Source organism: Anaeromyxobacter sp. K (genome assembly GCF_000020805.1).
GTDB lineage: Bacteria > Myxococcota > Myxococcia > Myxococcales > Anaeromyxobacteraceae > Anaeromyxobacter > Anaeromyxobacter dehalogenans.
Window position 1 is genome coordinate 1,715,793 of the sequence record NC_011145.1, and the last position, 13,185, is coordinate 1,728,977.

Genomic DNA, 13,185 nt, shown 5'->3' on the forward strand with positions numbered 1-13,185 from the left:
CCGCGGCGCGCGCAGCCGGGCCCCGCCGTCCCGCCGCGCCGACGGGCCGGCCCGGTTAGACTCGCCGGGTGGACGCCCTGGTCTCGGAGCTCGCCCGGCTCCTGCGCGCGAACGGCGTGCGCGTGTCGCCCGCCGAGGTGGCCGACGCGGTCGCCGCCGGCGCCCTCGTGGGCGTGGAGGACCGGGCGGCGTTCAAGGCGGCCCTGCGCGCCACCCTGGTGAAGCGCGCCGCGGACGTGCCGGTGTTCGAGGCGCTGTTCGAGCTCCTCTTCTCCGGCATGGGGCGGCTGGTGGCGGGCGCCGAGCGCGGGCTGCTCGCCGAGCTGGAGCAGCAAGGGCTGCTCGAGCCCGACGACCTGGAGATGGTCGCCTGGACGCTGGGCGAGCTGTCCGCCGCGATGAGCCCGCTCGCCCTCGCCGCGCTCCAGGGGGATCCCGCGCTCCTGGCGCGGCTGCTCCGCTCGGCCGCGCAGCAGCTCGACTTCGCCGCGCTGGCGAGCGCCGGCGCCACCGGCTTCCAGGGCCGGCGCCTGCTCGCGGCCGCGGGCGGCGCGGCGCTCGCCGCCGACGCGGCCGCGCTGGAGCAGGCGCTGCGGGCCCGCGGGCTGGACGTGGCGAAGCTGCAGCTCGTCTCGGAGCGGGTCGCGGATGCGCTCCGCCGCGTCGAGGACGCAGCCCGGCGCTGGGCGGAGCTGGAGGCCGGGGCCCGCACCGTCCGGCGCGCGGAGCAGGGGCGCGGCGGCCTCTCGCCGCTCTCGCGCGAGGACGTCGCGCGCACCGAGCGCGCCGTGAAGCGGCTCGCCGAGCGGCTGAAGAGCCGGCTGGTGCGGCGCGACCGGAGCCGCCGCCGCGGCGTGCTGGCGGTCCGGCGGACGCTCCGGCGCAACCTCGGGCTGGGCGGCTTCCCGGCGCAGGTGGTGTTCCGGCGCCGGCGCCCGCAGCGGCCGGACGTGGTCATCCTGTGCGACGTGTCGGAGTCGGTGCGCCACGTCACCCGGCTGATGCTGCTGTTCCTCTACACCATGCAGTCGCTGTTCAGCCGGGTCCGCACGTTCGTGTTCGTGGCCGACCTCGCCGAGGTGACCGCGCAGCTCCGGGCCGAGCGCGAGCCGGCCCGCGCCGCGGACCTGGCGGTGGCCGCGCGCGCCGTGAGCCTCGCCGCCAACTCGAACTACGGCCGGGCGCTGCGCACCTTCCACCGCGCCGCGCTGCCCGCCGTCACCCGCCGCACCACCGTCCTCGTCATCGGCGACGGCCGGAACAACTACAACCCCCCGGAGGCGTGGGTGCTGGAGGAGCTGCGCCGGCGGGCCCGCCGCGTGCTGTGGATGTGCCCCGAGCCCCGGCACCTGTGGGGCACCGGCGACAGCGAGCTGCCGCTCTACGCGGCCCACTGCGACCGCGTCGCGCCGGTGACCACGCTCGCCGAGCTGGAGGGGATCGCCGACGCGCTGGTGCCCGGCCGCTGACCCGCCGGCGCCGGCCCGGCCGTCCCGGGACGGCCGGCGATTGACTCCCCGCCCACCGTTCCATAGGTTCCGCGCCGATGTCCGATCTCGTGCCCCTCTCCAGGAAGCCGGCCCCCGCCGCGGGCGGGCCCGCCCCCTCGCCGGCGGCGCCGCCGCGCAAGGTCTACGTCCACACGTTCGGCTGCCAGATGAACGAGTCCGACTCCGACCGGATGGTCGAGCTGCTCGGGCGCCACGCCTACGCCCGCGCCGCCAGCGCGGACGAGGCCGACCTCATCCTGCTCAACACCTGCGCGGTGCGCGAGAAGGCCGAGCAGAAGCTGCTCTCGGCGCTGGGGCGCTATCGCGAGGTGAAGGCGCGGCGCGGCGCGCTCATCGCGGTGTCCGGGTGCGTCGCACAGCAGGAGAAGGACCGGCTGCTCGCGCGCGTGCCGTACGTGGACTTCGTGTTCGGGCCGGACAACATCGGCCGGCTGCCGGAGATGGTCGAGCGCGCCCGCGACGAGCGCTTCGCCGAGACCGGCTGGATGGACTCGGAGGAGTACGTGTTCCCGCGCGCCGACCCCGAGGCGGCCCGCGGCCGGGTGACCGCGTTCGTCACCGCCATGAAGGGCTGCGACAACGTCTGCGCGTTCTGCATCGTGCCGCACACCCGCGGGCGCGAGGTGTCGCGGCCGTTCCCCGACGTGGTGGCCGAGTGCGCGGCGCTCGCCGGCGTGGGCGTGCGAGAGGTGACGCTCATCGGGCAGAACGTGAACTCGTACACCGGCGGCTGCACGTTCGCCGACCTGCTCCGGCGCGTGGCGGCCGTGCCCGGGATCGACCGCATCCGCTTCACCACCAGCCACCCGCACGACCTGTCCGACGCGCTCGTCGAGGTGTTCCGCGACGAGCCGAAGGTGATGCCGCACTTCCACCTGCCGGTGCAGTCCGGCTCCGACGCCGTGCTGCGCCGCATGCGCCGCGACTACTCGGTGGCGGAGTACCTCGATCGCTTCGACCGCCTGCGCGCCGCCCGGCCCGGCATCGCCATCACCACCGACTTCATCGTGGGGTTCCCCGGCGAGACCGACGCCGACTTCGAGGCGTCGCTGGCGCTCCTGGAGCGCGCGCGCTTCGAGCAGAGCTTCAGCTTCGTGTTCAGCCCGCGGCCGCACACCGTCGCGGCGGTGCGGCTCGGCAGCGCGCCGGAGTGGCGGGACGTGCCGCGCGAGGCCGCGGTGGCGCGGCTCGAGCGGTTGCTCGCGGCGCAGCGGCGCATCGCCGGGGAGATCCTGGCCGGCGAGCTCGGGAAGGTGGTCGAGGTGCTGGTGGAGGGCCCGTCCGACGAGCCGGGGGAGCGGCTGGGGCGGACGCCGGAGAACCGCGTGGTCCACCTGGCGGCGGACGAGGCGGCCGCGCCGGCGGGCGCGCGCGTGGCGGTGCGCATCACGCGCGCCGGCGGCAGCTCGCTCTCGGGCACGCTCGCGTGAGCGCGGACCTCCCGGCCGCGGCTGGGGCCGTCGCCGCCCCCGTGGGGAGGGGCTGGCGGGCGCTCGCGGCCGCGGGGGCCGCCGCGTACGCCGGGTTCATCTACTGGCTCTCCTCCCGCCCGGATCCGCTGCCGTTCGTGCCGAAGGGCGTCTTCTCGCACGACAAGGTGATCCACGCGTCCGCCTACGCCGTGCTCGGGGCGCTCCTCGCGCTGGCGCTGGCCGGCACGCGCCTGGCGCGCGGGCGCCGCCGGCTGCTCGCGACCGCGGTGGTGCTGGCCAGCCTGTACGGCGCGAGCGACGAGTGGCACCAGGCGCACGTGCCGCACCGGCAGCCCGACGCGTTCGACTGGGCGGCCGACACCGCCGGCGCGCTTGGGGGCGCGGCGCTCGCCGCCGCGTTCTTGCGGCGCCGGTCGCGCGCGGGCTAGCATCCGGGCGCGATGCCCATCCTGCTGCCGTACGCGGGCGCGAGGCCCCGGCTGCACCCCAGCGTCTTCGCCGCGCCCGGCTGCGTCGTCACCGGCGACGTGGAGGTGGGCCCCGAGGCCTCGCTCTGGTTCGGGACGGTGGTGCGGGGGGACGTGAACACCGTCCGGATCGGCGCCCGCACCAACGTGCAGGACGGGACCGTCATCCACGTCACCACGCGCACGCACCCGACCGTCATCGGCGAGGACGTCACCATCGGCCACCGCGCGGTGCTGCACGGCTGCACCGTGCACGACCGCTGCCTGATCGGCATCGGCGCGATCGTGCTCGACGGCGCGGTGGTGGGCCCCGACGCCATGGTCGGAGCCGGGGCGCTCGTCCCGCCCGGCGCGGTGGTGCCGCCGGGCACGCTGGTCATGGGCCAGCCCGCGAAGCCGAAGCGCCCGCTCACGCCGGAGGAGATCGCCTTCCTGCGGACCAGCGCGGCGAACTACGTGTCGTACGCCGCGCGCTACCGCGCCGAGGGGGGCGTACCATGACGGTGGTCGAGGCGCTGCAGCGCTCGGTCCTGTTCCGCGACTTCACCGAGACCGGCCTGCGCATCTTCGCGAGCGTCGCCGCGGAGAAGGCCGTCCCGGCCGGCAGCCCGCTGTTCGTCGAGAACATGGTGGGCGAGTCGATGTTCATCCTGAAGACCGGCACCGTGCGCGTCACCCAGCGCGGGCCGGAGGGCGAGCGCGAGCTGGCCGTGCTGGGGCCGGGCGAGCACCTGGGCGCGCTGGCGCTGCTCGGCAAGAGCGTGCGCCTGGTGTCGGCGGTGGCGGCCACGCCCTGCGAGGTGCTGGAGCTGGCCCAGCGCGATTTCGTGCGGCTGCAGCCGCAGAAGCCGCAGGCGTGCCTGAAGCTGGCGCTCGCCATCGCCGCCGACCTCTCGGCGAAGGTGGCGGAGAGCCGCGAGCTGCTGCGCGGCCTGGCGGCGGCGAGACCCTCCGCGCCGTGACCCGGGTGCACGGGACGTGCGCGTCGCGCGCCCGCGCGGGCGGGCGGGAAGCCTGCGCACGGGCGCACGTGCCGCGTGACCTCCGGGCGGACATGCGGTAAGCCGGGATCCCGGGAAGGAGCGCGAGGCACCGCGGATGCTCGAACGCCTGGTCGAGTTGCTCGGAGGGCACTCCCTCCACGTCGGATACGCGTTCGTCTTCGCCGTGCTGGTGCTGTGCGGCTTCGGCCTGCCCATGCCCGAGGACGTGATCCTCGTCACGGGCGGCGTGCTCGCCTGGCTCGCGAGCGACCTCGAGGCGGCCTCGTTCTCGGCGATGGTCCGGGACGACGGGCTGCTGTTCATGGTGGCGGTGGGGCTGGCGGGCATCCTGGCGGGCGACTCGGTCATCTTCCTGGCCGGCCGCAAGTTCGGCGCCCAGGTGGCGGACTTCCGGCCGCTGCGCCGCATGATCACGCCCGAGAAGCTCGAGAAGGTCGAGAAGCTGATGCGCCGCCGGGGGAACGTGGTCGTGGTGGTGGCGCGGTACCTCCCGGGCATCCGCATGCCGACCTACTTCACGGCCGGGCACGCGGGCATGCCGTACTGGGAGTTCCTGCTGTTCGACGGCGCCGCGGCGCTGGTCTCGGCGCCGCTCTGGGTGTGCCTGGGCTTCTACTTCGGGTCGAACATCGAGGAGGCCGCGCGCCTCGCCGCCCGCTTCAGCCACTACATCCTGCTCGGCGTCGGGGTGGTCCTGCTCGGCCTGTTCCTGCGCTGGCTCCAGACGCGCCGGGCGGTGCCCGCGTCGCCCGACGGCGACCGGGACTGATAGCGCCTCCCGTTCGCGTGGGGCCCGTCGCGAGGCACACGATGGCGTCGCCGAGCCGGGCACACGAGGACCGAGCAGCGCAGGCGTGCCCGTAGGCACGTCGAGCAGCACAGGGACGAGTCTGCCCGGCGCAGGCAGCCAGCGTGCGCCGCAGCAGGGCTCTACGCGAATGGGCGGCGCTCTGAGCCTAGCGCGCCTCGCTGCGGCCCAGCAGCCGGCGCAGCAGCCCGCCCAGCCCGCGCGCGGCGCCGGTCGCGGTGGGGTCGCCGGACGGTCCCGCCGCCCCGGGGGACGGGACCGGGAAGCTGCCGGTCGAGACCGCCGGGGCGCCCTCGCGCTCCAGCCTGCGCCGGGCGCTCGCGGCGCCCTCCCGCGCCGACATGACCGCCTGCACCTTGCGCCCGGTGTTGAGCTCGCGGGCGGTGACGGTGAGCAGGCACTCGGCGCCGAGCTCGAACGTCACCGCGATCTTCACCATCCCGCGCGGCCCCGGGGGCAGCCCCTCCAGGCGCAGCGTGCCCAGGTACTCGCAGTCGTCGGCGTTCGCGCCCTCGCCCTGGAGCACCACCAGCTCGAACTCGGTCTGGCCGTCGTGCGAGGTGGTGAGCCCGTACTGCTTGCGCGCCGGGAGCGGCGTGTTCCGCTCCATGATGGTCTTCACCCGGCCGCCGGGCAGCCCGATGCCGATGGACATGGGCAGCACGTCGATGAGCACCACGCCCTCGGCCCCCTGGAGCGAGTGCGCGAGCAGCGCCGCCCCCACCGCCACCGCCTCGTCCGGGTGGACCGCGCGCGACGGCGCCCGGCCGAAGAACTCGCCGACCTTCTGGTGCACGAGCGGCATGCGCGACTGGCCGCCCACCAGGATCACCTCGTCGATGTCGGTGGCGGAGAGCGAGCGGGCCGCGAGCACCTCGCGGCACACCTCCAGCGTCCGGTCCACCAGCGGCGCGACCAGCTCCACCACCTCGTCGCGCGAGATGGCCACCTCGAGCGAGAGCGGCTGCCCGTCCGCCATGGCCAGGAACGGCAGGTCCACCCGGTGCTCGGTGCGCTCCGAGAGCGCGCACTTGGCCCGCTCCGCCGCGTCCACCATCCGCGAGAGCGCCACGCGATCGCCGGAGAACGGCGCGCCGTGCACGCGCTGCCAGGCGGCGAGCATCCGCTCCACGATGCGGTTGTCGAAGTCCACGCCGCCGAGGAAGGTGTCCCCGCCGGTGGAGACCACCTCGTAGACGTTGTCGTTCAGCTCCAGCACCGAGGCGTCGAAGGTGCCGCCGCCGAGGTCGTAGACCAGCACGCGCTGGTCGAGGTGCCGCCCGAACGCGTACGCCAGCGCGGCGGCGGTGGGCTCGTTCAGGATCCGCTCGACCTTGAGCCCCGCGAGCGCGCCCGCGTGGCGGACGGCCGCGCGCTGCCGCTCGTTGTAGTAGGCCGGCACGGTGATGACGGCGCGGTTCACCTCCTCGCCGAGGTGGTTCTGCGCGACCTCCTTCACCTCCGCGAGCACCAGCGCCGAGACCTGCTCGAGCGTGAGCGTCTCGGGCCCGAGCCGCACCGCCGCGAGCCCGTCCGGCCCGGCCACGATCTCGTACGCGAACTTGCCCTTGATCTCCTGGACCACCGGCGAGTCGAAGGCGCGGCCCACCAGCCGCTTCGCGCCCCACACCGTCGCGCGCGGGTTGGTGAGGAGCTGCGCGCGCGCCAGGTGGCCGACCACGATGCGGTTTCGCGCGTTCAGGGCGACGATCGACGGGACGGTGTTGTAGCCCTCGCGCGACGGGATCACGTACGGGCGCCCGTCCCGCACCACCGCGGCGCACGAGTTCGAGGTGCCGAGGTCGATGCCGATGACGTGGCGAGACGGCCGGGTGATGGGGACCGGCTCGTCGGGCAGGCCGGTGGCGACGCGGGCCGGGCCGGCCTCGAGCTGCTCGACCCGGTGCGGGCGCGAGAGGTCGGCGAGCGCCGGCGCGGGATCCGCGCGCGGCGGGGGCGCCGGGGTCGCCGCACCCGCACGAGGGAGCGCCGGCGGCGTGGCGGCGGGCGCGGGCGTGGGGGCAGGGGGCGGCGCCGGCGTCGGCGAGGCGGGCAGCGGCGCGCGCGTCGGGGCCGGGGTGCGGTCCGGTCGCGGCGCGATGGGCGCCGGCGCACCCACGCCCGGCGCGGCGCCGCGCAGCTCCTTGCGCGCCGCCATCCGCTCGACGAGCGCCTGCGAGCGCTCGTCCAGCCAGGTGAACTGCACGCCCATGCCCGGCGCGGTGGGCGGGTGCGCGTCGGGCCGCTCCTCGCGGATCCAGCGGACCACCCCGCGCCCGCGGATCACCGTCTCGCCGCCCTGCAGCCGCAGATCGAACGCGAGGAGGGTCCCCACCGGCCGCGGCTCGCGCGTCCGGATGAAGATCCCGCCGCGCGAGATGTTCACCGCGAAGCGCTCGGTGAACTCGTCCACGCTGCCGTACGAGAGGCGCACGAGCAGCCCGACCGGCGTCCGCTCGCTCCCGCGCTTGTCTGCTGGTGGCACCGCCGCCGATTATCCCTTCGCGGCAGGCGGACCGGCAAGCGCGCGCACGTGCGGGACGTCGTGTGCGCGCCCGGCCCACCCGCGCCGGCCGCGAGATCGCGGTTGCGGGGGAACTCCCCGCGATCCCCGCAGCTTGGGCTCGCCGGAACGGCTGGCTTGACGCTCCCGGACGCGCTCGTCTATACGTCCGCATGCTCAACCGCGACGACCTCCGCCTGGCGCTGACGTTCGACGACGTCCTGCTGCTCCCGGCCGAGTCGGACGTGCTCCCGAAGTCGGTCGAGACGTCCACGCGCCTCACCCGCAACATCCAGCTCAACATCCCCATCGTCTCGTCCGCGATGGACACCGTCACCGAGGCGCGCATGGCCATCGCCATGGCGGCGGTCGGCGGGCTCGGCTTCATCCACAAGAACCTCACCGTCGAGGATCAGGCGGCCGAGGTCGTGAAGGTGAAGAAGTACGAGTCGGCGGTGGTCACCGAGCCGATCACCGTGGAGCCGGACGCGCCGCTGCACCGGGCCGTCGCGCTCATGCGCGAGAACGGCATCAGCGGCATCCCGGTGGTGCAGGGCGGCCGCCTCCTCGGCATCCTCACCAACCGCGACCTGCGCTTCGAGAAGAACCTGGAGCAGCGGGTGGAGCAGGTGATGACGAAGGACCTCGTCACCGCGCACGAGGGCGTCACCATCGAGCAGGCGAAGGAGCTGCTCCACCGGCACCGCATCGAGAAGCTGCTGGTGGTGAACGAGCGCTACGAGCTCCGCGGCCTCGTCACCATCAAGGACATCGAGAAGATCCAGAAGCACCCCAACGCCGCGAAGGATCGCATGGGCCGGCTGCTCTGCGGCGCCGCGGTGGGCGTGGGCCCCGACCGCGAGGCGCGCATCCAGGCGCTGCTCAAGGCCGGCGCGGACGTGATCGCGATCGACACCGCGCACGGCCACTCGAAGGGCGTGGTGGACGCGGTCCGCTCGACCAAGGCGAGCTTCAAGGGCATCGAGCTGGTCGCCGGCAACGTGGCCACCGCCGAGGCCGCCGAGGCGCTCTGCAAGGCCGGCGTGGACGCGGTGAAGGTGGGCATCGGCCCCGGCTCCATCTGCACCACGCGCGTGGTCGCCGGCGTGGGCGTCCCGCAGATCACCGCGGTGGACGAGTGCGCCCGGGCCGCCGAGAAGTACGGCGTGCCGGTCATCTCCGACGGCGGCGTGAAGTACTCGGGCGACATGGTGAAGGCGCTCGCCGCCGGCGCGTCGTCGGTGATGATCGGGTCGCTGCTGGCCGGCACCGAGGAGGCGCCCGGCGAGGTCATCCTGTACCAGGGCCGCAGCTACAAGTCGTACCGCGGCATGGGCTCGATCGGCGCGATGAAGCTCGGCTCCAAGGACCGCTACTTCCAGGGCGACGTCTCCGACGCGGACAAGCTGGTCCCCGAGGGCATCGAGGGCCGCGTGCCGTACAAGGGCACGGTGGAGATGAACCTGTTCCAGCTGGTGGGCGGCCTGCGCAGCGGCATGGGGTACGTGGGCTGCCGGACCATCGCCGAGCTGCGGACCAGGCCGCGCTTCGTGCGCATCTCCGCCTCCGGCCTGCGCGAGAGCCACGTCCACGACGTGATCATCACGCAGGAGGCGCCGAACTACCGGGTCGACTGACCCTCCCTCCTCACCCGCGCACCGCCGGGCGGCGCGCGGCCGGGCCGACATGGACATCCACTCAGAGAAGATCCTCATCCTCGACTTCGGGTCGCAGTACACGCAGCTCATCGCGCGGCGGCTGCGCGAGCTGGGCGTCTACTGCGAGATCCACCCGTGCACCGCGAAGGCGGAGGCGATCCGCGCGTTCCGGCCCCGCGGCGTGGTGCTCTCCGGCGGCCCGGCCTCGGTGCTCGCGGAGGGCAGCCCGCGCTGCGACCGGGTGGTGTTCGAGCTGGGCGTGCCGGTGCTGGGCATCTGCTACGGCCTGCAGGTCCTCGCCGCCGAGCTGGGCGGCCGGGTGGACCAGGCGGCGCACCGCGAGTTCGGGCCGGCCACCATCGAGGTGAAGGCGACCTCGCCGCTGTTCCAGGGCCTGCCCGCCACGCTCGACGTGTGGATGAGCCACGGCGACCGGGTGGAGGCGCTGCCCCCCGGCTTCGAGCCCATCGCCGCCACCGCCTCGGCCCCGTACGCCGCGGTGGAGGATCGCGCCCGCCGCTTCTACGGCGTGCAGTTCCACCCCGAGGTGGTCCACACGCCGCGCGGCAAGGACGTGCTGCGCAACTTCGCGTACGGCGTGTGCGGCTGCTCCGGCACCTGGTCCATGCGCGGCTACGCCGAGGCGGCGGTGGAGCAGATCCGCGCCCAGGTGAAGGACGGCCACGTCATCTGCGCGCTGTCCGGCGGGGTGGACTCCGCGGTGGCCGCGCTGCTGGTGCACCGGGCCATCGGCGACCGGCTGCGCTGCATCTTCGTGGACAACGGCGTGCTCCGCGCCGGCGAGCGCCAGCAGGTCGAGGACGTGTTCGGCGCCATGTTCCACCTGCCGCTCGTGACGGTGGACGCGTCGCGGCGCTTCCTCGGCGCGCTGGCGGGCGTGACCGACCCCGAGCGGAAGCGCAAGATCATCGGGCACGAGTTCATCGCGGTGTTCGAGCAGGAGGTGGAGCGGCTCGCGGCGCACGGCGCCCGCGCGAAGTTCCTGGTGCAGGGCACGCTCTACCCGGACGTCATCGAGTCGGTCTCGTTCCGGGGGCCGTCCGCCACCATCAAGAGCCACCACAACGTCGGCGGCCTGCCCGAGAAGATGAACCTCTCGCTGGTGGAGCCGCTCCGCGAGCTGTTCAAGGACGAGGTGCGCCAGCTCGGCCTCGAGCTGGGCCTGCCCGAGGCGATCGTCCGGCGGCAGCCGTTCCCCGGCCCCGGGCTCGCCATCCGCGTTCTCGGCGAGGTCACCGAGGAGCGGCTGGCGGTGCTGCGCCGCGCCGACACGATCGTGCAGGAGGAGGTCCGCGCCGCCGGGCTGTACGAGAAGCTCTGGCAGGGGTTCGCGGTGCTCCTGCCGGTCCGCAGCGTCGGCGTCATGGGCGACGAGCGCACCTACGAGTCCACCTGCGCGATCCGCGCGGTGGAGTCCACCGACGGCATGACCGGCGACTGGGCGCGGCTCCCGTACGAGCTGCTGGCCCGGATGTCGTCGCGCATCATCAACGAGGTCCGCGGCATCAACCGCGTGGTCTACGACATCTCCTCCAAGCCGCCCGCCACCATCGAGTGGGAATGACCGCCGCCGCGCGCCGTGGTGGGCGCAGGTGGGCGCTCCTGCGTGCCGCCGACGGTCGGTGAACGTGGGATTGCTGCGTCGTTTGCTCAAGGGACGATCGCGGCTATCATCGCGCGCGAACTGGAGGCCAAACGATGGCGCGAGCGTCCCGGGTCCTCGCGGTGCTTCCGCTGCTGCTGCTCGCGGCGGGGTGCCAGGACTACAACTTCAACCCTGTCGGCCACTGCCTGATCCAGCCGGGCTCGGAGCGCGTGACGCTCTCGAGCATCTCGACCGCGGACGTGCTGTTCGTGGTGGACGACTCCGGCTCGATGGCGGGCGAGCAGGAGAAGCTCGCGCAGAACTTCGCCGCGTTCATCCAGAACCTGGACCAGACGAACACGTCCCGGCGCGCGGCGGGCCTCGAGCCCATCGACTTCCACGTGGCGGTCACCACCACGTCGGTGTTCTACAACGGGCCGCTCTCCGGCGTGACCTGCCGGAACGATTGCCCCGGCGCCGCGGGCCAGCAGGTGTGCTGCGAGGCGCCGAGCGGCGTGCCCACCGGGCCGATGAAGGGGCCGCGGGCGTGCAGCAGCGACGCGGCCTGCGCCGGGATCGCCGGCACGACCTGCAAGACCACCTGCACCGGGCTCCTCGGCGAGGGCTACTGCTGCGGCGCCGACGCGGTGGCGCCCGCCGTCGATCCCATCGGGTGCTCCGCCCTGGGCAGCAGCTGCGGCAAGGTCGAGACCCACTACCGCTTCGACGGGCGCTGCTCGCCCGGCCTCGCGTCCGACGGCGGGTACTATCCGCACGGTGCCTTCGTGGGCCTGGGCGACAGCCCCCGCGTGCTCCACTTCGACAAGGAGCTGTACCCGCAGCTCGACGGCAGCGGCCTCGCGATCCGCGATCCGGCCCTGCCCGCGTGCAGCGACGGCAGCAAGGTCTGCAACCGCCAGGGCTACACCGCGACCCAGCTCAAGGACTGGTTCGCCAACAACCGCACCGGCACCTGGCAGGGCAACGTCATCGCGGGCACCTGCGGCTCCGGCCAGGAGCAGGCGCTCGAGGCGGGTCGCCTCGCGGTGGAGCGGGCGGTCTCCGGGGGCCAGGTGGACCGCCGCGACGCGAGCGGGAACGTGGTGGCCGCCGCGCCCGCGTCCTGGCTGCACGACAACTCCAAGCTCGTGACGGTCTTCGTGGGCGACGAGGACGACTGCTCGTCGCCGCAGGATCCCTCCGGCGGCGTGGTGCTGACCGGCGGCCCGGGCTCCGACTCCTGCGTGGCCGACGCGTCCTCGCCCACGCCCAAGCAGTTCGCGGTCGCGCAGATCGTGGACTACCTCACCGGCCTGGGCCGCCCGGTCGGCGCCGGCTTCATCGTCTCCACGTCGCAGAGCGTCTGCCAGGACGCGTCCTGCGCCCCCGGCATCTGCTGCGACTACGCGTGCACCGGCACCGACCTGACCTGCACGAACAACGTGTGCGGCGGCCAGGCCCCCGGCTCGCGCCTGCTGCAGGCGTCGCAGCAGCTCCGCGCCAAGGGCGCGGACGTGGTGGCCGGATCGATCTGCGATCCGAACTTCGCGCAGATCCTCGACCGCATCGCCGAGATCGTGAAGCCGCCCTCCGGCCTGCTGCTCCCCACCGATCCGGCCGGCAGCGACATCGTGCTGCTGCGCATCGCCAACCAGAAGGGCGAGACGCGCAAGACCTGCCGCGGGCCGGCGCCCTCGACCCTGACGGCCGCCGAGGCGGCCGCCGCGGGCTACGACTGGTGGTTCACGGCCACGCGCGACCAGATCACCGCCGACCAGCGCAAGCCGTCCGCCGCGACGCGCAACATCTACATCAACCACGACACGCGGAACTGCGAGGCGAACCCCGGCGAGACCTACTCGGCGGACTACCTCGGCCGGCTCCCCGCGGGCGGCTGCCAGACGCGCGCGGACTGCTACGGCGCGCTCGGCGGAAAGCCGAACGGCGACGTCGACGCGTGGACCTGCTACGCGGGCGAGAGCGGCAACCCTGCGGCGCCGTTCACGCAGCCCACGCCCACCGCGCCGGGCACCTGCATCTGCGGCGACCTCCAGGCGAACTCGTACTGACCCACGCCCCGTCCGGGGTGACGGGCCGCCCCACGCTCCGTCACGCGCGCCCGCCGCCCCCGCCTCCGGGCGGACGGCGGCGCGCGTCGTGACGAAGCGTGAACCTCTCCAGGGGCGCAGCCAAGA

At 74.3% G+C, this 13,185-nt stretch carries 10 protein-coding genes; 9 read left to right on the forward strand and 1 reads right to left on the reverse strand.

The features are described 5' to 3' along the window. The first annotated feature begins 68 nt into the window (after positions 1–68). The 6 genes from ANAEK_RS07585 to ANAEK_RS07610 all read left to right on the forward strand — a co-directional run bounded on the left by ANAEK_RS07585 (position 69) and on the right by ANAEK_RS07610 (position 5,184). Positions 69–1,469, forward strand: a complete 1,401-nt coding sequence (locus tag ANAEK_RS07585) for a VWA domain-containing protein (RefSeq protein ID WP_012525563.1) — start codon at positions 69–71, stop codon at positions 1,467–1,469. Positions 1,470–1,546: 77 nt separating this feature from the next. Further along, the gene (gene miaB / locus ANAEK_RS07590; protein WP_012525564.1) at positions 1,547–2,941 is read left to right on the forward strand and encodes a tRNA (N6-isopentenyl adenosine(37)-C2)-methylthiotransferase MiaB; all 1,395 of its coding nucleotides are present in this window, start codon (positions 1,547–1,549) and stop codon (positions 2,939–2,941) included. Then, positions 2,938–3,372 (forward strand): VanZ family protein, encoded by a 435-nt coding sequence (locus ANAEK_RS07595; RefSeq protein ID WP_012525565.1) that lies wholly within the window; start codon positions 2,938–2,940, stop codon positions 3,370–3,372. The genes miaB and ANAEK_RS07595 overlap by 4 nt, the downstream gene beginning before the upstream one ends. A 12-nt stretch (positions 3,373–3,384) precedes the next feature. After that, positions 3,385–3,912, forward strand: coding sequence for a gamma carbonic anhydrase family protein (locus tag ANAEK_RS07600; protein WP_012525566.1), 528 nt, complete (start codon positions 3,385–3,387; stop codon positions 3,910–3,912). After that, positions 3,909–4,373 carry a cyclic nucleotide-binding domain-containing protein gene (locus ANAEK_RS07605; RefSeq protein ID WP_012525567.1) on the forward strand — a complete coding sequence of 155 codons (465 nt, stop codon included), beginning with the start codon at positions 3,909–3,911 and terminating at the stop codon, positions 4,371–4,373. Before ANAEK_RS07600 ends, ANAEK_RS07605 begins: the two co-directional genes overlap by 4 nt. A gap of 136 nt (positions 4,374–4,509) precedes the next feature. Then, positions 4,510–5,184, forward strand: coding sequence for a DedA family protein (locus ANAEK_RS07610; RefSeq protein ID WP_012525568.1), 675 nt, complete (start codon positions 4,510–4,512; stop codon positions 5,182–5,184). A gap of 187 nt (positions 5,185–5,371) precedes the next feature. Here the strand turns inward: ANAEK_RS07610 and ANAEK_RS07615 are convergent, their stop codons facing one another. After that, on the reverse strand, positions 5,372–7,708 hold the full coding sequence (locus tag ANAEK_RS07615) for a TIGR02266 family protein (protein WP_012525569.1): 2,337 nt from the start codon (positions 7,706–7,708) through the stop codon (positions 5,372–5,374). A gap of 191 nt (positions 7,709–7,899) precedes the next feature. Between ANAEK_RS07615 and guaB the strand changes: the two genes are divergently transcribed. From guaB to ANAEK_RS07630, 3 genes are all read left to right on the forward strand, one after another. Further along, positions 7,900–9,363, forward strand: a complete 1,464-nt coding sequence (gene guaB / locus ANAEK_RS07620; RefSeq protein ID WP_012525570.1) for an IMP dehydrogenase — start codon at positions 7,900–7,902, stop codon at positions 9,361–9,363. Between the two features lie 49 nt (positions 9,364–9,412). Further along, positions 9,413–10,969 carry a glutamine-hydrolyzing GMP synthase gene (gene guaA / locus ANAEK_RS07625; protein ID WP_012525571.1) on the forward strand — a complete coding sequence of 519 codons (1,557 nt, stop codon included), beginning with the start codon at positions 9,413–9,415 and terminating at the stop codon, positions 10,967–10,969. A gap of 134 nt (positions 10,970–11,103) precedes the next feature. Beyond that, positions 11,104–13,059 (forward strand): hypothetical protein, encoded by a 1,956-nt coding sequence (locus ANAEK_RS07630; RefSeq protein ID WP_012525572.1) that lies wholly within the window; start codon positions 11,104–11,106, stop codon positions 13,057–13,059. Positions 13,060–13,185 lie beyond the last annotated feature (126 nt).

Bases quoted from the DNA above. Each gene is read 5' to 3' on its own strand.
- guaA (WP_012525571.1), top strand. From the start codon at position 9,413: ATGGACATCCACTCAGAGAAGATCCTCATCCTCGACTTCGGGTCGCAG.
- guaB (WP_012525570.1), top strand. From the start codon at position 7,900: ATGCTCAACCGCGACGACCTCCGCCTGGCGCTGACGTTCGACGACGTC.
- ANAEK_RS07610 (WP_012525568.1), top strand. From the start codon at position 4,510: ATGCTCGAACGCCTGGTCGAGTTGCTCGGAGGGCACTCCCTCCACGTC.
- miaB (WP_012525564.1), top strand. From the start codon at position 1,547: ATGTCCGATCTCGTGCCCCTCTCCAGGAAGCCGGCCCCCGCCGCGGGC.
- ANAEK_RS07600 (WP_012525566.1), top strand. From the start codon at position 3,385: ATGCCCATCCTGCTGCCGTACGCGGGCGCGAGGCCCCGGCTGCACCCC.
- ANAEK_RS07630 (WP_012525572.1), top strand. From the start codon at position 11,104: ATGGCGCGAGCGTCCCGGGTCCTCGCGGTGCTTCCGCTGCTGCTGCTC.
- ANAEK_RS07605 (WP_012525567.1), top strand. From the start codon at position 3,909: ATGACGGTGGTCGAGGCGCTGCAGCGCTCGGTCCTGTTCCGCGACTTC.